We start from the raw sequence: 17,620 nt of genomic DNA on the forward strand, positions 1-17,620 counted from the left end.
GCCGGACTATACCATCGGCCTTTTCGCAGCCAACGGAACCTTGCCATGCAGTATTCGCCACTCGGCCGCAGCGGTTTGCAGGTCAGCCGGCTGTGCCTGGGCACCATGACCTTTGGCGAGCAGAACACCGAGGCCGAAGCCCACGCGCAGCTGGATTACGCCACCGCCCAGGGCGTGAACTTCATCGACGCGGCCGAGATGTATCCGGTGCCGCCGCGGCGGGAAACCCAGGGCCGCACCGAGGCCTACATCGGCTCCTGGCTCAAGATGCGGGGCGGTCGGGACAAGCTGATCGTCGCCACCAAGGTGGCCGGTCGATCGACTGAATTGGCCTACGCCCGGCCGTTCGCCATCCACCCGGACCGGCGCAACATCGAGGCCGCCGTCGAGGCCAGCCTGCGGCGCCTGCAGACTGATTACATCGATCTTTACCAGGTGCACTGGCCGGACCGCAGCACCAACTTCTTCGGCCGGCTGGGCTATCAGCACCAGCCGATGGCGGACGAGGTGCCGATCGAGGAGACGCTGGAGGCGCTGGCTGATCTGGTGCGCGCCGGCAAGGTGCGCCACGTCGGCGTCAGCAACGAGACGCCGTGGGGCCTGATGCGCTACCTGGCGCTTGCCGAGCAGCGCGGGCTGCCGCGCGTGGTGTCCATCCAGAACCCATACAACCTGCTCAACCGCGTGTTCGAGATCGGCCTCGCCGAGATCGCGCTGCGCGAGCAGGTCGGCCTGCTGGCCTACTCGCCGCTGGCCATGGGCGCGCTGAGCGGCAAATACCGGCACGGCGCCCGGCCGCCCGAGGGCCGGCTGACACGCTTCGATCGCTTCCAGCGCTACAGCACGCCGGGCGGCGCGGCGGCGGTGGAACAGTACGCGCAGATCGCCGAGGCGCACGGTCTTGACCCGGCGCAGATGGCGCTGGCCTTTGTGCTGCGCCAGCCGTTTCTGACCAGTGCCATCGTCGGCGCAACCACGCCGGAGCAGCTGCGGAGCAACCTGGCCAGCATCGAGCTTGAGCTGCCCGATGCGGTGATCGAGGCCATCGAGGCCGTGCACAACGCGGATCCGAACCCATGCCCGTGACGCTGGACCTGTACGGCCACCCCTGGTCGGCGCCCACGCGCGAGGTACGCATCCTGTGCGCGGAGCTTGGGGTCGAGCATCGCTTCATCGAGGTCAAGCAGGCCGAGGCCGGCGACTACCTGCCCGAGGCCCTGAATCCGGCCTGCAAGGTGCCGATGATCGACGAGGGCGGCTTCATCCTGGGCGAGGCGCACGCCATCCTGCGCTATCTGGCGGCACGCCACGACGCGGCCGGCGCCTGGTACCCGGCGCAGATCGATGTGCGCGCAAAGGTCGATCAGTGGCTGGACTGGCAGGCCCTGCGCCTGGGGCGGCTGGCGGCGCAGCTGATGCGGGAGCGGCGCTTTCGGCCCGACGGGCCGGATGCGGCGGTGTGTGCCGAGGCCGAACGCCTGCTGGGGCTGATCTTGCCGGAGCTGGACATGGAGCTGAAGGCGGCACCGTTCGTGTGCGGGCAACATCCGACGCTGGCCGACATCGCGATCTTCACCAGTGCGGAGTATCTGCAGGTGGCCGGATTCGCGCTGAGCGGGTTCGACGCCTTGGCCGACTGGTACGCCCGCTGCGCCACACGCCCGGCCTGGGCCGCCGTACCGGTAGGGACATTGCCCGGATAGGGCGCGGGCCGATCAAGCGCCGCTGGCATACCCGGTAGCGATTGCCGCCGACGGATAGCGCAGCAGCAGCGTATCCAGTTGCCGGTACAGCGCCGAGCGCCGGCCGGTGCCCAACACGTGCAGTTCGAACTGGCCGAAGGCGTGGGTCAGCGCGTCCTGCGCCACGTCATCCAGCACCTGGTCGGCAACGGCGAACACCACGTCCTGTTCCGCGGCGACATGCTGCTCTAGCAGCGCATGATAGGCCGTGGCGGCGGCACTGAAGCGGCCGCCGGCGCCAGCCTTGCCGGCCGCCCAGGCGGCCTGGGCCCGGGTCATGGCATCCATCAGCTGGCGGCCCTGCCGGCGTCCGGCCAGTTGTGCCGCCAACAGCCCGTCGTTGGGCGGAATTCCCCGGCGGACCAGGGCCGGGAACAGCAGTTCCTCTTCCTTGGCGTTGTGGCAACGTTCCGCGAACTCGCGCAGGAACTCCAACACCTGTCCGGCGCTGTGGGTGTGAATGTGGGCGGCGCCGGCGGCAGCCTGTTCGCACAGCCGGCCGAGCACGCCCACGGCCCGCTGGATGGCGGCGTGTTCGGCGGCCAGAATGGCGATGGCGCTACCCATGGCGGGATACCGGTGGCGGGAACTGGCAGGGACTGCAGACCACTCGCTGCCCATCGACACGGCGGGGCGCGAACTGACCAAGCGTTCAAAGGCGAGGTTCAATGATTCGCCATTTCGCCGCGGAAAACTGTGACTTGTTACCACTCAAGACGCCGACGACCGGCTTTGCAAGGCTGGCCGGCGGCTGCGGGCGAGGCCCGGCGCTGGCCCCGCTTGGGTTAGATTAAACGGCTATATGTTTAGTTTGTACCGGTCCATTGCCGGCCCGCACGCCAACCGGACTGCCCGCCCATGCCTGCTTCAGACCCGGTGATCGACACCTCCCCCGTCGTCGCGGACGAAATCAAGACCACCACCTGCTACATGTGCGCCTGCCGCTGCGGCGTGCGCGTGCACCTGCGGGACGGCCGCATCCGCTACATCGACGGCAACCCGGATCACCCGGTCAACGGCGGCGTGATCTGCGGCAAGGGCAGCGCCGGCATCATGAAGCAGGAGTCGCCGGCCCGGCTGCGCAAGCCGCTGCTGCGCACCGGCGAGCGTGGTCGCGGCGAATTCCGGGAAATCGAGTGGGATGAGGCGCTCAGCCTGCTGGCCGACCGCCTGGCCGGAATCCGCAACACCGACCCGCGCAAGCTGGCCTTCTTCACCGGCCGTGACCAGAGCCAGGCGCTGACCGGCTGGTGGGCGCAGCAGTTCGGCACTCCGAACTACGCCGCTCACGGTGGGTTTTGCTCGGTAAACATGGCCGCCGGCGGGCTATACAGCATCGGTGGCAGTTTCTGGGAATTCGGCGAGATCGACTGGGAACACACCCGCTATCTGGTGATGTTCGGCGTGGCCGAAGACCACGACAGCAACCCGCTGAAGATCGGCCTGGCCAAGCTCAAGGCGCGCGGCGCCAAGTTCGTGTCGGTCAACCCGGTGCAGACCGGCTATTCGGCCATCGCCGACGAGTGGCTGGCGATCCGCCCCGGCACCGACGGGCTGCTGATCCTGGCCCTGGTGCACGAGTTGCTGCGCAGCGAACAGGTCGATTTCGACTATCTGGCCCGCTACACGAATGCGCCGTGGCTGGTGATCGACGATCCCGGGGCCGCCGACGATGGCCTGTTCGCCCGCGACGGCGACGGCAATCCGCTGCTCTTCGACCGCGCGCGTGGCCAGCTGGTAAATGCGCTGTCGGCGAACACGCAGCCGGTGTTGGCCGGCCGCCGCACGCTGGCGGACGGGCGCGGTGCCGTGCCGGCCTTCGAGCTGCTGGCCCGTCGTTATCTGGAGCCGGCCTATGCGCCCGAGGCAGTGGCCGAACAGACTGGCCTGTCCGCCGCCACCATCCGCGGACTTGCTGCAGAGATCGCCCAGGCCGCCTTCGAGCAGCCGGTGGTCATCGAGCAGCCATGGACCGACTGGGCCGGGCGTCGGCACGAGCAGATGATCGGCCGGCCGGTGGCGTTCTACGCCATGCGCGGCATCGCCGCGCACAGCAACGGCTTTCATGCCTGCCGGGCGCTGCACATGCTGCAGATGCTGCTGGGCGCCATCGACACACCGGGCAGCTTTCGCTACAAGCCGCCCTTCCCGCGGCCGGCGCCGCCCCCCCAAAAGCCGACCGGCAAACCGGCGCAGGTGCGTCCCGGCGAGCCCATGCCGGGCCTGCCGCTCGGCTTCGTGACCGGCCCGGAAGACCTGCTGCTGGACGCCGACGGCCAGCCGATGCGCATCGACAAGGCCTACTCCTGGGAAGCGCCGCTGGCCGCGCACGGCGCCATGCACAGCGTGATCCACAACGCCTGGAAGGGTGATCCCTACCCGATCGACACGCTGTTCCTGTTCATGTCGAACATGGCCTGGAACTCCAGCATGAACAGCGCCGGCACCATGGACATGCTGACCGACCGGGATCCGGCCAGCGGCGAGTACCGCATCCCGTTCATCGTCTACTCGGATGCCTTTGCGTCCGAAATGGTGGCCTACAGCGACCTGGTGCTGCCCGACACCACCTATCTGGAGCGCTGGGACGCCATTTCGCTGCTGGATCGGCCGATTTCCAGCGCCGACTGCCCCGCCGACGCCATCCGTCAGCCGATCATGCAGCCCGACCGCGACGTGCGCTGCTTCCAGAGCGTGCTGCTGGACCTGGGCGCCCGGCTGGGGCTGCCGGGCATGGTCACGCACGATGGCAGCCCGCGTTATCCAGGCGGCTATGCGGACTACATCGTCAATCACGAGCGCAAACCGGGCGTCGGCACGCTGGCCGGCTGGCGCGGCGCGCACGGCAACCAGCACGGCAGCGGCGCCGCCAACCCGAACCAGCTGCAGCGCTACATCGACAACGGCTGCTTCTGGCAGGACGGACTGCCGCCGCAGGCGCGCTACTTCAAGCACGCCAACCGGGATTATCTGGACTACGCCGCGCGCATGGGCTTCATCGACGGCGCCGAGCCGATCATCCTGCAGATTTACAGCGAGGTGCTGCAGAAATTCCGCCTCGCCGCCCGCGGTCACGGGCCGGTGACGCCGCCGGTGGCGGAGCGCGCGCGCGTCGAAACCTACTTCGACCCGCTACCGATCTGGTACGCGCCGCTCGAAGAGGCCGCGCTGAACGGCGCCGACTTCCCGCTGCACGCCATCACCCAGCGGCCGATGATCATGTACCACGCCTGGGACTCGCAAAACGCCTGGCAGCGGCAGATCCTGGGCAGCAACCGGCTGTATCTGCACCCGCAAACCGCAGGGCGGCTTGGCGTGCCCGACGACGGCTGGGTGTGGGTCACCAGCCACCACGCGCGCATCAAGTGCCAGGTGCGCCTGATGGCCGGCGTGAATCCGGACACGGTGTGGACCTGGAATGCGGTCGGCAAGCGGGCTGGCGCGTGGAACCTCGATCCCGGCGCGGCGGAGGCGAAAAAGGCGTTTCTGCTGAACCACCTGATCGCCGATCTGCTGCCAGGCGGCGGGCACAGCAACAGCGATCCGGTGACCGGGCAGGCCGCCTGGTACGACCTTCGCGTGCGCATCGAGCCGGTGGCGGCGGCGGATCAGGAGCCGGTCAGCGCGCCGCAGTTCGCGGCCCTGCCGCGCCCGCCCGGCCTGGACGCGGCGCCCGGGCGTCTGTCCCGCGGCGGGATGTTTCGCCGCCGGTCGGCATCCTGACCGGCGGCGAACGCGCATGCCCTTACAGCAGCGGGTGGCCGCCGAGGCCGTACTCGGCCCGGCCATAGGCCAGCATGTTGTCGTCGTAGAGCTGACCGACGTGGATCGACAGCATCAGCAGGTCGCGGGCGGCGATCTCCAGTACGTCCCCGCGCGTGGTGGCGGCGCCGCCCAGCAGCTCGATGCCGCGGAAGGCCAGCGCGGAGGCCTCCTTGCACATCAGCGAGCGCCAGGCGTTGGGCCGATTGCGCGCGGCCTCGTCGACCACCGGCGTGTTGGCGGCGTCCCAGGCCTCGAGTTGCTGCACGTAGCGTTCCTGCAGCGCCTCGATGGTGTCGGCCTTGACCAGCATCTCGGCCACGTTGCGCTGGGCGATGGGCGACTCCCATTCCTTGACCCCGTACAGCACCCGCTGACGGTCGCGCACGCGCTGCTTGACCTCGGCCACCACCCGCTGGGTGACACCCACCGCGATGGCACCGAAGCCGACGCAGAACATCGGCATGAACGGGATGCGGTAAATCGGGGTCGTGTCGTCCCAGTCGCCGCCGATAGGCCGGCCGGTGGCCTTGATGTGCGCCAGCGGCAGCACGCGGTGCCAGGGTACGAACACCTGGTCGGCGCGCACCGTGTGGCTGCCGGTGCCACGCAGGCCAAACGGGTTCCATTCGCCGACGATCTCGATCTCGCGCGTATTGGCCGTCACCAGGCACGGCTGTGGCCCGCCGGCCATGCCGGGCACCTCGACCAAGGCGCCCAGGCCGATCCAGTCGTCCCACTTCACGCCGCTGCCCCAGTTCCACTGGCCGGACAGCTTCACGCCGCCATCGACGTAATCCACCTTGCCGATGGGAAAGAAGATGTCGGCCGTGAAGCCGTCGCTGTCATAGATTTCCTGCCGGCCCTTGGGGTCCAGGAAGGCCACCCACTGTTCGTGCAGCGCGGTGAAATAGACCAGCCAGGCTGCCGAGGCGTTGCGCTGGGCAACCACCCGCACCACCTCCGAGAAGGTGCGCGCGCCCATGCCAAAACCGCCGTAGCGCTTGGGACGCAGCAGCTTGTGGATCTGCGCCTTGTGCACCACGTCACGCAGCTTCAGGGAAAAGCCGCCCTTGAGCTCGGCTTCGGCGATCTCAGGGTCCGCCTGCTGGCCGATGTACTCGGCGCGGGCAACCATTTCCTCGTGCGTCATTTCGTTCACTTCTCCTGCTCCTGCGGTCGGCGATCAAGAAAGGCACGCAGTCTAGCAAACGCCCGTTATCGCGCCGCATGGCGCGGCTTGACGCGCATCAATGGTCACGGACGCGTCCGATCGGACCGGCGCCAACCCGGGACGCATTCCCTTTCCACCGGATCCCCGAACCCATGACCGCAATCGCACCCAACACCACCGGCCGCAAGCTTGGCCTGGTGATCGATCTGGACACCTGCGTCGGCTGCCACGCCTGCGCGGTGGCCTGCAAGGAATGGAACGATGGCGGCCACATGGCGCCGCTGACCGACGAGGATCCTTACGGCAGGGAGCCATTTGGCGTGTGGTTCAACCGCGTCCACGCCTTCGAGACCCAGCCCGAATCCGGCTGCGGCGGCGGGCCGGCCAGCACGCGCACCGTGCACTTCCCCCGCTCCTGCCTGCACTGCGAGCAGCCGGACTGCGTCACGGTCTGCCCGACCGGCGCCTCGTACAAGCGGGCCGAGGACGGCATCGTGCTGATCGACGAGGACCAGTGCATCGGCTGCAAGCTGTGTTCCTGGGCCTGCCCCTACGGCGCACGGGAATACGACTCCCACAGCGGCACCATGAAAAAATGCACCCTGTGCGTGGACCGCATCTACAACACGAACCTGCCGCCGGCCGAGCGCCGGCCGGCCTGCGTCATGGTCTGCCCGACCTCGGCCCGCCTTTTCGGTGATCTGGGCGACCCCGGCTCGGACGTGTCGCGGCGGGTGGCCGCGCGCGGCGGGGTCGACCTGCTGCCGGACCTTGGCTACCGGCCGGTGAACAAATACCTGCCGCCGCGCGAGCGGCGCGCTGCCGCCGACACCGCGCCCCTGCCGGACGCCCCCGGCGGCGCCGACATCGGCCAGCGGCTGCTCGGCTGGGTCGATCGCCTGCTGTCCCGATAACAAGCCCGAACGCCATGCATCCCGCCGCCTCGGTCATCCTGTTCACCGTCACCTCCGGCATGGGCTACGGCCTGCTGGCCCTGCTCGCCGTGCTGGGCAGCCTGGGCATGCTGCCACCCGATCCAGGCCTGGGGCTGGCCGGCCTTGGCACGGCGCTGGCGCTGATCACGGTCGGCCTGCTCGCTTCCACCTTTCACCTCGGCCATCCGGAGCGGGCCTGGCGGGCACTGAGTCAGTGGCGCACGTCCTGGCTGTCGCGTGAAGGCGTGCTGGCAATCATGGCTTATCCGCCGGCTGTGCTGTTTGGCGGCGGCTGGGTGCTGGCCGGCCGCACCGACGGCGTCTTCGCGCTGGCCGGCTGGCTGACTGCGTTGCTCGCCGTGCTGACGGTGTGCTGCACGGCCATGATCTACGCCAGCCTCAAGCCGATTCCGCAGTGGCGAAACCGCTGGGTAATGCCCGGCTATCTGGCGATGGCGCTGGCCACCGGCGCGGCCTGGCTGGCGCTGCTGGCAAGTGTATTTGGCATCGGTCGCGGACTGACCGACATCATCGCCATACTTGGGCTGGGTCTGGCGGCGCTGGTCAAACTGGCCTACTGGCGGCATATCGACAGTGCCGCGCCAATCGCCACGGCGGCCGCTGCAACCGGCCTGGGCGGGCTCGGCCAGGCACGCCTGCTCGAGCGCCCGAACACGCAAGAAAACTACCTACAAAAGGAGATGGGCTTTCGCGTGGCACGCAAGCATGCCAATCGCTTGCGGCGCCTGGTGCTGATCGGTGGTTTTGGGCTGCCGCTGGTGCTGATACTGGCGGCGAGCTTTCTGCCGGCCGCAATGTCGATCTGGCTACTTGCGCTCGCGCTGGTCGGGGTCACGATCGGCGCGCTGGTCGAACGCTGGCTGTTCTTTGCCCAGGCGAAACATACGGTGACGCTGTACTACGGCGCGGCTACGGTCTGAGCCGGCGATGGGAACGCCAGGGCCTGCCGGATAGAACGGCCGGCATGCGGCCGTTGAATGTCCCGTGGGCAGCGCCCGGTGCAGCGCTGCCGGGCGCCGATCGCCTATTCCAGGGGGCGTTCGACAGGCATTTCCTGTCGCGTCTTCACGCAGCCCAGACAACGGGTGAACAGGCCACGCGCCGGACCCACCACCAACTGACTGGCCGACTCATCCACGTTGCCACCCAGCGCCGAGAACGGCAGCGTGGCGACGAATATGGCCATGCCGGCAGCGGTGGCGGCTGCATACAACGGCCTCGCGATCAGGGCATCACCCATCATGCGGGCAGCGGTCGGATCGTCGTTGGCGCCCGGACCGTACATGTCGGTTTCGAGGCTGGCACCCAATGCGGTGAAAGGCTGCGTCAGCGCCAGGGCCAGGGCCAGGGTCGCCGAGACGACAAACTTGAACGCGGACATACGAGCTCCGTGGGCGGCATCCGCGACAAAGGGGCGGACGGCGGCAAGGTTAGGCGCCGTTGGGCGACCGGTCAATGCGCGGGACTGTGCCGCCCACCGGCGTGGCGCAACATCAGAGCGCAGGTCACCAGGCCCAGCAGGGCTGTGCCCAGCGACAGTACCGGCCAGAGCCAGCTGCCGGTTTTCTCGAGCAGGGTTCCGACCAACGGCGGCCCGACGAGAATCCCCAGGCCCTGCCCGGACAGCGCAAGGCCGAGTATGGGCCCGGTGGCCGGCGGCCGTGGCGCCAGCAGCGGTGCCTGCGTGAAGATGCCGGTCGGGATGATGCCCAGCAGGAAGCCATAGGACGCCAGCAGCAGATACGTCCAGCCCAGAGAGTGCGCAAACAACATCATCGCCGGCAGGACGACCAGCAGCGGCAGTGCCGGCAGCACCAGCAGCGTCGACGGCCGCCAGCCGCGATGCACCAGAACGCCGCCGAGCAGGTTGCCGGGAATGATCGCCGCCGGCACCAGCGCGCTGGCCAGCGTCGCCGTCGCGGTGTCCAGGCCGAGCGTGTGCATCAGGTGCGTGGGCAGAAACGTGAACACGCTGAAGAACTGGCTGCTGAAACAGAAAAACGCCAGCGCCAGCCACCACGGCCCGCTGCTGCGCAGCACAGACAGATCGAGCCGACCGCCGGAGGGCAAGCCAACATCCCGCGGCAACCCCGGCAGCATCGCCAGCACGGCCAGCGCCGCCACGGCGCTCACCGACCACAGCCCGCGCCAGCCGAAGGCGCCCAGCAGCAGCGGCGCCAGCGCCAGCATCAGCATGCTGCCGACCGGCATCCACAGCGCCCACACGCCCATCGCAAGGCCGATGTCCTGACGCCGGGTGAGGCTGGCGATCAGCGTCGGCGCGGCGACCGTGATCAGCACCACGCCCACACCCTCCAGACCGCGCCCGGCCAGCAGCCAGGCGGTGGCCGGCGCCAGCGCACTGAGCGCGCCGGCCACCACCAGCACCAGCAGCCCGTCACGCAGCAGCCCGCGCGAGCCACGCCAGTGACCGAGCTGGCCGGAGACGACTCCCAGAGCAAAGGTGGCGATGGTGCCGGCCGACATCACCCAGCCGATCTGCGCCAGCGTCAGATGCAGTGCACTGCGCAGGTCGAGCGCGGCCGGGCTGGCCTTGGCCAGCGCCGTGGCCGCCGCGACACCGGCCAGAAAGGCGACGCCTACGCCCCGCCAGTGGGTCTGCGCGGGGTCCTGCATCACGGCTCAGAGCAATTCGGCCAGCGCCGCCGCGTAGCGCGCGCAGGCGGCCGGCGACGTCAGTTCCGTGGTGCAGACCAGCAAGCCGTCGGCCAGTTCCGGATAGTGTTCCGCCAGCGGCAGGCCGCCCAGGATGTCACGCTCCAGCAGGCCGTCCAGCAGGCGCGACAGATCGCCCGGCAGGCGCAAGACCGTCTCGTTGAAGGTCGGCCCGCTGAACGCGGGTCTCACGCCCGGCAGCGCGCACAGGCGCTCGCGCAGCAGATTCAGGTTGGCGTGGCTTTGGCGCGCCACGGTGGTGAGCCCGGCCGGCCCCATCAGGCTCATGTACAGCGTCGCCGCGGTCGCCAGCAGACCCTGATTGGTGCAGATGTTGGACGTCGCCTTGGCGCGGCGGATGTGCTGCTCGCGCGCCTGCAGCGTCAGAGTGAAACCGTCCTTGCCGTCCAGGTCCACCGTGCGGCCGGCAATGCGGCCCGGCAGCTGACGCACCAGTCCCTCGCGACAGGCCATGAACCCCAGATACGGCCCGCCACCGGCCAGCGGAATGCCCAGCGGCTGGCCTTCGCCGCAGGCGATGTCCGCGCCGCGCGCGCCCCACTGGCCGGGCGGTTTCAGGATCGCCAGGGCCAGCGGGTTGACCACGCCGATGACCAGCGCGCCGGCAGCATGGGCGGCATCCGTCAGCGCGTCGACGTCCTCCAGCACGCCAAAGAAATTCGGCTGCGGCACGGCCAGGGCCGCCACGCCGATCCAGTCGATGCCATCCAGGACGGTGCGACCGGTCTGTGCATCGAAACCCGGCTCGACCAGCTCGATACCCTGGCGGGCGACGATGCCGCGCACGGCCGCCCGATAGGCCGGATGCAGCGCGCGCGGCAGTAGCACGCGCCGGCCGGCCTGGCCATTGGCACGCACCGCCATCAGCACCGCCTCGGCCAGCGCGGACGCGCCGTCGTACAGCGAGGCATTGGCGACGTCCAGCGCGCACAGCCCGGCGATCATGCTCTGGAACTCGTACAGCACCTGCAGCGTGCCCTGGCTGGCCTCGGCCTGATACGGCGTGTAGGCCGAATAGAACTCGCCGCGACTGACCAGTTGCCACACTGCAGCGGGGATGTGGTGCTGATAGGCGCCGGCGCCCAGGAAACAGGTCGGATTGCGATCGCCGGCGGTCCGCTCGGCGAGCAGCGCGCCGACTTCCCACTCCGGCAGGCCGTCCGGCACGCCAGGCAGGCCGTCGATGCGCAGGCCGGGCGGAATCTCGTCGAACAGCGCGGCAATGTCGGCCACGCCGACGGTGCGCAGCATGGCGCTGACTTCGTCCGCCGTGTGCGGAATGAACGGCATCAGGCGGACTCGGTCAGGGCGCGATAGGCGGCGGCGTCCAGCGTGTCCGGCGGCAGCGCGCCGGCCACGCGCAGCAGCCAGCCTGCGCCGTAGGGATCCTGGTTCACGAGCTCCGGCGCGCTGGCGAGCGCATCGTTGAAGGCCAGCACGGTGCCGGTCAGCGGCGCGTACACGTCCGCGGCGGCCTTGACCGACTCCACCACCGCGCAGGCATCGCCCGCCGTGAGCGCCTTGCCGACCGCCGGCAGTTCCACGTAGACCAGGTCACCCAACTGCGCCTGGGCATGGTCGGTGATACCCACGGTGATGCTGCCGTCGGCTTCCTGGCGCAGCCATTCGTGGGTGGGGGTGTAGCGCAGCGTGTCCGGCACCTGGCTCAAGGCAAGTCTCCCTTAGGCAAGAAAACGGCAGCGATCAGACCTCGACCAGCGGCGGCAGATCGACGCGCAGCGCGCCGTCGCGCACGAACGGCGGATTCACGAATCGTGCCGGCAGCTCGCGATCGCGGATGCGTATGGTACAGGCGCCGCCGGCGCCGGCTTCGACCCGCGCCAGACCGATCCCGCGCCCGACGGTCGGCCCGAAACCGCCCGATGTCAGGTGGCCGATCTGCCGCCCGTCCTGAAGCACGGGCGCGCCATCGCGCAGCACGCCGCGGCAGACCAGCACCACGCCGGCCCGCTGCCGGCCGGGGCCGGCGGCGCGCTGGGCGGCCAGCGCCGCGCGGCCGATGAAATCCCGCTGCGCCGGTTCCCAGTGCACGGTCCAGCCCAGGCCGCATTCGAGCGGCGTGACGGTGTCGTCCATGTCGTGGCCGTACAAGGACAGGCCGGCTTCCAGCCGCAGCGTGTCGCGCGCGCCAAGCCCCGCCGGGCGCACGCCGGCTTGCAGCAGCGCCTGCCACAGCGCCGGTGCGGCGGCCGCCGGCAGCATGATTTCGTAGCCATCCTCGCCGGTATAGCCGGTGCGACCGACCAGCCAGTCACCCTCCTCGGCAGCAGCAAAGCGGGCCAGGCCCGCCACACCCGCACGCAGGGCGGCCGGCAACAGCGGATCGGCCAGCGTGCGCGCCTGCGGTCCCTGCACCGCCAGCATGGCCAGCTCGTCGCGCGGGGTGAGCACCACGTCGAAGCCGGCCTGCCCTGCGCGCAGCCAGGCCAGATCGGCCTCCCGGCGGGCGGCATTGAGCACCAGCCGAAACCGGTCGGCGCCGAGGCGGTAGACCAGCAGGTCATCGATGATGCCGGCCTGTTCGTTCAACAGGCAGGTATACAGCGCCTTGCCGCTGGCGATGCGCGCGACATCGCCGCACAGCACCCGGCGCAGGTAGTGGTCGGCCTGCGGGCCACTCAGGTCCGCCTGCGCCATGTGCGACACGTCGAACACGCCGGCGCCGGCGCGCACCGCGTGGTGTTCGTCCAGCTGCGAGCCGTAATGCAGCGGCATGTCCCAGCCGGCGAACGGCGCCATGCGGGCACCGGCAGCCAGGTGCAGGGCATGCAGGGGCGTTTTCAGGAGCAGGTCGGCGGGCATGGCAGGGTCCGGGCAGCGATGGCCGGCATGATAAGCGATGGCCGGCGGGCCTAGAATTCGCAACAGTCCTGCCAGGAGAGCCCGCATGCCGCTGTCGATCGATGCCGCCCACCGCGTCGCCGTGGTGCTGGTCGAGGCACTGCCCTACATCCGCCGTTTTCGCGGCCAGACCATCGTCGTCAAGTACGGCGGCAACGCCATGGTCGATGCCCAGCTCAAGCACAGCTTCGCGCGCGACATCGTGCTCATGAAACTGGTCGGCATGAACCCGGTGGTGGTGCACGGCGGCGGGCCGCAGATCGGCGAGCTGCTCGGACGCCTCGGCATCCAGAGCCGCTTCGTGGACGGCCAGCGCGTGACCGACGCCGCCACCATGGACGTGGTGGAGATGGTGCTCGGCGGCCTGGTGAACAAGGACATCGTGAACCTGATCAACAGCCACGGCGGCCGGGCGGTGGGCATCACCGGCAAGGACGCGGCGGCCATCCGCGCCCGCAAGCTGATCCTGCGCCACGCCGGCGAAAACGACACCCTGCCGGAGGAGATCATCGACCTGGGCCACGTCGGCCAGGTCGAGGCCATCGACACGGCGCTGCTGGACCTGCTCAGCGGCCGCGACTTCATTCCAGTGGTGGCGCCGATCGGCGTCGGCGCCGACGGCGCCACCTACAACATCAACGCCGACACCGTGGCCGGCAAGCTGGCGGCGGCGCTGAAGGCCGAAAAACTGATGCTGCTGACCAACACCGCCGGCGTGCTCGACGCCAGCGGCAAGCTGATCCCGCGCATGGATGCCGCCACCGTGCAGGCACTGATTGCCGACGGCACCATCCACGGCGGCATGCTGCCCAAGGTCAACTGCGCGCTGGATGCGGTGGACGCGGGCGTGGGCGCGGCCCATATCGTCGATGGCCGGGTCGAGCACGCCGTGCTGCTGGAGGTGTTCACCGACAGCGGTGTAGGCACGCTGATCGCGGGCGCGCTCGACGGCATCTGGCCGGCCAGTTAAACGGGGCGGTGGCGCTATCAGGAGGAGCTTTCGTGGAGGCGAGCAGCCTGGTCGACGATCGTCCCGAAGCGGGCGTGTTTCGTGTACATCGGACCGCGTTTACCGACCCGCAGGTGTTCGAGCTCGAAATGGCGCGCATCTTCGAGGCGACCTGGGTCTTCATCGCGCTCGAAAGCGAGATCGAACAGCCGCACGACTTCGTCACCCGCCAGATCGGCCGCCAGCCGATCATCCTGACGCGCGACGGCGCCGGCACGCTGCGCGCGTTCCTGAACAGCTGCCGCCACAAGGGCACGTTGCTGTGCCCGTTTCGCGCCGGCAACCGCAAGTTCCACACCTGCCCGTACCACGGCTGGGTCTATGACAGTGCCGGGCACTGCATCGGCATCACCGATCAAAAAGACGGTCACTACCCGCCGGCTTTCGATGACGAAAGCCACGACCTTGCCCCGGTAGCACGGGTGGGCAGCTATCGCGGCTTCGTGTTCGCGAGCCTCTCGGCGAGCGTGCCAAGCCTCGAAGATCACCTGGGCGAGGCGCGCAAGCTGCTCGATCTGGTCGCCGACCAGGCGCCGGACGGCCTCGAATACATCCCCGGCGAGGCCAGCTACACCTACGACGGCAACTGGAAGCTGCAGTTCGAGAACGGCCTCGACGCCTACCACTTCGCGAGCACGCACGCCGCCTTCGTGGACATCGTGCGCCAACGGCCGCGCGCCCACCCGGCCCCGCTGCCAGCCGGACCGATCATTGCCGGCACCATCAGCACGGCCCGCGGCCACGCCATGTCGTGGTCGGTCGGCGCGCCCGGCCAGGGACCGGAAAGCCGTCCGCTGGTGCGCGACACGGAATTGCTGGAGGTGGTCAGGCAGCGGGTCGGCGAAGCCCGACTGGACTGGATGCTGCGCCAGCGCAACCTGACCATCTTTCCGAACCTGCAGATCATCGACATCCAGTCGCTGCAGCTGCGCACCTGGCAACCGCTGGCGGTCGACAAGACACGCATGAGCTCGCACTGCCTCGCCCCGCGCGGCGAGAATCCGCAGGCGCGCCGCTTTCGCATCCGCCAGTACGAGGAATTCTTCAATGCCGGCGGTCTGGCCACCTCCGACGACAACGTCATGTACGCCCTGAGCCAGGACGGCTTCGCTGCGCAAGCGGCCGGCGACACGCAGGGCTATTCGCGCGGCATGGCAGCGCCGCCGTCCTTGCCGCATGCCTTCGCGCCGCTCGGACTCACGCAAGCCCGCTGCAACGCGAGCTCGGCCGGCCTGGCCTTTGGCGACGAGACCGCCATCCATGCCGGCTACCGGGAGTGGCGCCGGTTGATGCAAGGCGGTTGATCGGCGCCCGCTTGCAACGCAGGAGACCCCGATGCCCGACCCCATTGCCACTTCCATAACCACCGACCTGCTGCACGCCGAATGCCGGTATCTGGACGACCGCGACTGGGCCGCCTGGCTGGAGCTGTACACACCGGACGCCGTCTACTGGGTGCCGTCCTGGCGCGATGAATACGCGCAAACCTCCGATCCGGACACCGAGATTTCACAGATCCATCACGACAGCCGCCGCGGCCTTGAAGAACGCGTGATGCGCGTACAGTCCGGCAAGTCGGTGACCGCCATGCCGCTGCCGCGCACCACGCATTTCGTGAGCAACATCGAAGCGAGCTTCGAGTCGGCCGACGCGATTACCGCACGGGCCAACTGGATGGTCCTGGTCTACAACCCGCGGACCGAAAAACAACACAGCAACTTCGGCCGCTACGAACTGGGGCTGCTGAAAACCGGTCCGCGCTGGCTGTTCGCCCGCAAGACAATCCGCCTGCAGAACGACCGGGTGCCGGCTTTGATCGATTTCTACACGCTATAGGCAGGCCGCGGGCAGATCCGCTCAGGCCACCAGACCCACCATGCGTTCCGTTTGCTGCCACAGGCGCGCGCGCACCGCGCGGTCGTGCGACTCGGCCGACGATTTGGCGGGCTTGCAGCCGCTGAAATACTGCCCGGTGACATCGGCCACCTCGGGCGCCGTGGCCAGGTAAAGCGACGTGCGGGCACCCTTGTCCGCCTTGGGCAACAGTTTCTTGATGAAGCCGGGCATACCGCCAAGGTTGGTATCGATCACGCCCGGATGCAGGCAGTTCACCGTGATACCCAGCGCCTGCCAGCGTTCGGCAAGGTCGTAGGTGGCCATGACGCAGGCCAGTTTCGAGCGCCCATAGGCGGCGAACATCTTGTACTTGCGCGTACTTTGCAGGTCGTCGAAATCGATGTGCCCCATGCTGTGCACGCGCGAGCTGACGTTGACCACGCGCGATGGCGCGCCGGCAGCCAGCGCCGGCTCCAGCAGCCGGGTGAGCAGGAACGGCGCCAGGTGATTGACCGCAAACTGCAACTCGAAACCATCGGCCGACATCTGGCGCCTTTCCACCATCACGCCGGCATTGTTGATCAACACGTGGATCACCGGATGGGCGGCCAGAAGCTCGGTCGCCAGGCGCCGTACATCGGCCAACGAAGCCAGATCGGCCTGCCACAGCTCCACCGCCGCATTGCCGGTGGCAACGCGGATTTCCTGCTCGGCCGCGGCGCCGCGAGCGCGGTCCCGGCACACCATCACCACCGTGGCGCCAGCGGCGGCCAATCCCTGCGCGGTCGCCTTGCCGATGCCTGAATTGGCGCCGGTGACTACGCACACCTTGCCCTGCATGTCTGCCATGTCCAGCCTCCTCCTGCCCTGCAAGTCGTGTTATGCGTCAGGGCCGTGCCCGACACCGCAAGGATCGCACACCGCCGGTAGCTCGGACTCGATTGCAAACACGGCACGCCTTTTACCGGAAAACCCGGCCCAAAAAAAAGCCCGGAAAATCCGGGCTTTTTAAAAGCGAAATGTTCGCTCAGTAACGCGGGCCGCGGCCGGCACCACCGCCGCCGTAGCCACCGCCGCCGCCCGGACGCGGGCCACGGCTGGCGTCACGCTCCATGGCCATGTTGACCTTCAGCGGGCGACCGCCCAGATCACGGCCATTCTGTTCCAGCGCCTTCTCGGCCGCCTGCTGGGAAGCGAAGGTGATGAAGGCGAAGCCCTTCGGACGACCGGTCTCGCGGTCCATGATCATGGCCAGATCGGTGATCTGCCCATACTCCGAGAACAACCCCCGCAGCTGGTCTTCGGTGACCGAGTAGGGGAAATTTCCAACGTACAGTTTATTTTGCTGCATATACAAGCACTCCAGGGTTTCAAGGATTCCCGGCGGGGACGCCGGGGTCGGCGGATGCCGATTCATCAGACGGCGACTGCGCCGACACATCCCCTTGCGCGGAACTCTTGGCGAGCTTGCGCAGGTTCTTTTCTTCTTTTTTCTTGCTCTTCGCCAGCTCGCGCTGACGTTTCTCGAACGAGTAGTTTGGCTTGGCCACGGGGCACTCTGGACGGCAGGCGGGCGACAGAC

At 68.7% G+C, this 17,620-nt stretch carries 18 protein-coding genes; 8 read left to right on the top strand and 10 right to left on the bottom strand.

What is annotated here, in order from left to right; all coding sequences use genetic code 11:
- The first annotated feature begins 45 nt into the window (after nt 1-45).
- Both H5U26_RS04740 and H5U26_RS04745 read left to right on the top strand, forming a co-directional pair.
- A complete protein-coding gene (locus H5U26_RS04740; protein ID WP_290617184.1) occupies nt 46-1,086 on the top strand; it encodes an NADP(H)-dependent aldo-keto reductase in 1,041 nt (346 codons plus the stop codon).
- Nucleotides 1,077-1,703: a glutathione S-transferase family protein gene (locus H5U26_RS04745; protein WP_290617186.1), complete on the top strand. Its 627-nt coding sequence runs from the start codon at nt 1,077-1,079 to the stop codon at nt 1,701-1,703. Before H5U26_RS04740 ends, H5U26_RS04745 begins: the two co-directional genes overlap by 10 nt.
- Before the next feature lie 12 nt (nt 1,704-1,715).
- On the opposite strand, the gene H5U26_RS04750 is transcribed toward H5U26_RS04745, so the two are convergent.
- Nucleotides 1,716-2,309 carry a hemerythrin domain-containing protein gene (locus H5U26_RS04750; protein WP_290617188.1) on the bottom strand — a complete coding sequence of 198 codons (594 nt, stop codon included), beginning with the start codon at nt 2,307-2,309 and terminating at the stop codon, nt 1,716-1,718.
- Nucleotides 2,310-2,600: 291 nt separating this feature from the next.
- Between H5U26_RS04750 and H5U26_RS04755 the strand changes: the two genes are divergently transcribed.
- Nucleotides 2,601-5,465 (top strand): molybdopterin oxidoreductase family protein, encoded by a 2,865-nt coding sequence (locus H5U26_RS04755; protein WP_290617190.1) that lies wholly within the window; start codon nt 2,601-2,603, stop codon nt 5,463-5,465.
- A gap of 22 nt (nt 5,466-5,487) precedes the next feature.
- Here the strand turns inward: H5U26_RS04755 and H5U26_RS04760 are convergent, their stop codons facing one another.
- Complete coding sequence (locus tag H5U26_RS04760; RefSeq protein ID WP_290617626.1) at nt 5,488-6,657, bottom strand: acyl-CoA dehydrogenase family protein; 1,170 nt, start codon at nt 6,655-6,657, stop codon at nt 5,488-5,490.
- Nucleotides 6,658-6,830: 173 nt separating this feature from the next.
- On the opposite strand from H5U26_RS04760, the gene H5U26_RS04765 reads away from it, so the two are divergent.
- Together H5U26_RS04765 and H5U26_RS04770 are read left to right on the top strand one after the other, a co-directional pair.
- Nucleotides 6,831-7,592, top strand: coding sequence for a 4Fe-4S dicluster domain-containing protein (locus H5U26_RS04765; protein WP_290617192.1), 762 nt, complete (start codon nt 6,831-6,833; stop codon nt 7,590-7,592).
- A 14-nt stretch (nt 7,593-7,606) separates the two neighbouring features.
- A complete protein-coding gene (locus H5U26_RS04770; RefSeq protein ID WP_290617194.1) occupies nt 7,607-8,554 on the top strand; it encodes a DmsC/YnfH family molybdoenzyme membrane anchor subunit in 948 nt (315 codons plus the stop codon).
- Nucleotides 8,555-8,658: 104 nt separating this feature from the next.
- Here the strand turns inward: H5U26_RS04770 and H5U26_RS04775 are convergent, their stop codons facing one another.
- From H5U26_RS04775 to gcvT, 5 genes are all read right to left on the bottom strand, one after another.
- On the bottom strand, nt 8,659-9,015 hold the full coding sequence (locus H5U26_RS04775; RefSeq protein ID WP_290617196.1) for a hypothetical protein: 357 nt from the start codon (nt 9,013-9,015) through the stop codon (nt 8,659-8,661).
- A 71-nt stretch (nt 9,016-9,086) separates the two neighbouring features.
- Nucleotides 9,087-10,271, bottom strand: a complete 1,185-nt coding sequence (locus H5U26_RS04780) for an MFS transporter (protein WP_290617198.1) — start codon at nt 10,269-10,271, stop codon at nt 9,087-9,089.
- 6 nt (nt 10,272-10,277) lie between these two features.
- A complete protein-coding gene (gene gcvPA, locus H5U26_RS04785; RefSeq protein ID WP_290617199.1) occupies nt 10,278-11,621 on the bottom strand; it encodes an aminomethyl-transferring glycine dehydrogenase subunit GcvPA in 1,344 nt (447 codons plus the stop codon).
- A complete protein-coding gene (gcvH, locus tag H5U26_RS04790) occupies nt 11,621-12,001 on the bottom strand; it encodes a glycine cleavage system protein GcvH (RefSeq protein ID WP_323759232.1) in 381 nt (126 codons plus the stop codon). Before gcvH ends, gcvPA begins: the two co-directional genes overlap by 1 nt.
- A 34-nt stretch (nt 12,002-12,035) precedes the next feature.
- Complete coding sequence (gcvT, locus tag H5U26_RS04795) at nt 12,036-13,154, bottom strand: glycine cleavage system aminomethyltransferase GcvT (RefSeq protein WP_290617201.1); 1,119 nt, start codon at nt 13,152-13,154, stop codon at nt 12,036-12,038.
- 85 nt (nt 13,155-13,239) lie between these two features.
- Here gcvT and argB point away from each other — a divergent pair, with 85 nt between their 5' ends.
- The 3 genes from argB to H5U26_RS04810 are packed head-to-tail and all read left to right on the top strand — an operon-like array spanning nt 13,240 to nt 16,038.
- Nucleotides 13,240-14,163: an acetylglutamate kinase gene (argB, locus tag H5U26_RS04800; RefSeq protein WP_290617203.1), complete on the top strand. Its 924-nt coding sequence runs from the start codon at nt 13,240-13,242 to the stop codon at nt 14,161-14,163.
- 32 nt (nt 14,164-14,195) lie between these two features.
- Nucleotides 14,196-15,506 carry an SRPBCC family protein gene (locus H5U26_RS04805; RefSeq protein WP_290617205.1) on the top strand — a complete coding sequence of 437 codons (1,311 nt, stop codon included), beginning with the start codon at nt 14,196-14,198 and terminating at the stop codon, nt 15,504-15,506.
- A 31-nt stretch (nt 15,507-15,537) separates the two neighbouring features.
- The gene (locus tag H5U26_RS04810) at nt 15,538-16,038 is read left to right on the top strand and encodes an aromatic-ring-hydroxylating dioxygenase subunit beta (RefSeq protein WP_290617207.1); all 501 of its coding nucleotides are present in this window, start codon (nt 15,538-15,540) and stop codon (nt 16,036-16,038) included.
- A gap of 21 nt (nt 16,039-16,059) precedes the next feature.
- Here the strand turns inward: H5U26_RS04810 and H5U26_RS04815 are convergent, their stop codons facing one another.
- From H5U26_RS04815 to H5U26_RS04825, 3 genes are all read right to left on the bottom strand, one after another.
- Complete coding sequence (locus tag H5U26_RS04815) at nt 16,060-16,887, bottom strand: SDR family oxidoreductase (protein ID WP_290617209.1); 828 nt, start codon at nt 16,885-16,887, stop codon at nt 16,060-16,062.
- A 178-nt stretch (nt 16,888-17,065) separates the two neighbouring features.
- Nucleotides 17,066-17,389, bottom strand: a complete 324-nt coding sequence (locus H5U26_RS04820) for an RNA-binding protein (RefSeq protein ID WP_290617211.1) — start codon at nt 17,387-17,389, stop codon at nt 17,066-17,068.
- A 19-nt stretch (nt 17,390-17,408) separates the two neighbouring features.
- Nucleotides 17,409-17,588 (bottom strand): hypothetical protein, encoded by a 180-nt coding sequence (locus tag H5U26_RS04825; RefSeq protein WP_075968178.1) that lies wholly within the window; start codon nt 17,586-17,588, stop codon nt 17,409-17,411.
- Between the last annotated feature and the right edge of the window lie 32 nt (nt 17,589-17,620).

This window comes from Immundisolibacter sp., assembly GCF_014359565.1.
In the GTDB taxonomy this organism is placed as follows: Bacteria; Pseudomonadota; Gammaproteobacteria; order Immundisolibacterales; family Immundisolibacteraceae; genus Immundisolibacter.